This is a genomic window from Sphingobium sp. FW306-1B-F04DB (assembly GCF_058781925.1).
Window position 1 is genome coordinate 1 of the sequence record NZ_JBYSXE010000124.1, and the last position, 1095, is coordinate 1095.

A 1095-nucleotide genomic window follows, 5' to 3' on the forward strand; every position below is an offset into this window, starting at 1 on the left:
AGACCGACGCGAATGACGCCGACGGCCTGGCCCAACTGGCTGAAGCTGGATTTTACAAAGCGGTGCGGGTCAAGTCGTTCGACGCCATGTTGACCCGTACATTGGTGGGCGCCCGCAACCAGCTCCTCGATGTCTCAACTCAGCTAAGCAATCAGATCCGCGGTTTGATGAAGACGTTCGGTCTCATCGTACCCCCGGGCAAAGGCGCGGTGTTCGATGGCAATGTCCGGGCGCTTCTGGACGGCGAGGACCGCCTGGCACGGATTGTATTGCCGTTGCTCGAGGCGTGGCGCGGTATCCGCAAGCATGCCGCCGATCTTGATCGCCAATTGCTCGCGGCTGCGCGGCAAAGCCAGGCCTCTCAGCTGCTGATGACGATTCCGGGCATCGGCGCGGTCACTGCGGTGTCTTATGTCGCAGCGATCGAGGATCCAGCGAACTTCCGAACATCGCGCTCCGTTGGCGCGTGGCTTGGACTGACGACGCGTCGTTACCAGTCTGGCGAGGTCGATTATAACGGCCACATTTCACGACGAGGCGACAACCGTCTGCGCGGCCTGCTCTACGAAGCGGCGACAGTAATCCTTACCCGAACCAGTCCCAAAACCGAGAGCAGGCTAAAAGACTGGGGACTCAAGCTCCGCGAGCGATTGGGGTTTAGGCGCGCTGCCGTGGCTGTGGCGCGCAAACTCGCCGTCATCATGCACTCCATGCTCAAGACAGGAGAGACGTTCAATCCATCGGCTGGCGCCATCGCTTAACTGCAGCCTCCAGCCTAACTTGCTCAGTGCGTCGTCAATTTGACGTGCAGAGACGTCCCTGCTGTGGACGTGGGTCGGGCCATTCCGCATGTCCGGCTGCAGCTTCAAGAGACTGCGCCTGAAACATAGGAAGGCCCTACCTGCGAAGACCCATCATGCGGCGGCTCGTGCCGACCGCGGAGACAACCCTGCTCCCAGCAAACGACGACCCTCGCGCCAAAACGACCACTGAGAACATCGAAACCGATTAACCACCGTGCCAACGATCGTGGCGGCGCTGCTCTAGCCCTATGCCTCGACGCGCTTGACCGACGACATGCGATTAGACAACCGG

At 60.7% G+C, this 1095-nt stretch carries 1 protein-coding gene; it reads left to right on the plus strand.

Annotated features, from left to right (window positions below):
- The coding region (locus tag AC3WJD_RS21990) for an IS110 family RNA-guided transposase (protein WP_492748985.1) at window positions 1-761 on the plus strand (761 nt) is incomplete at its 5' end.
- Between the last annotated feature and the right edge of the window lie 334 nt (window positions 762-1095).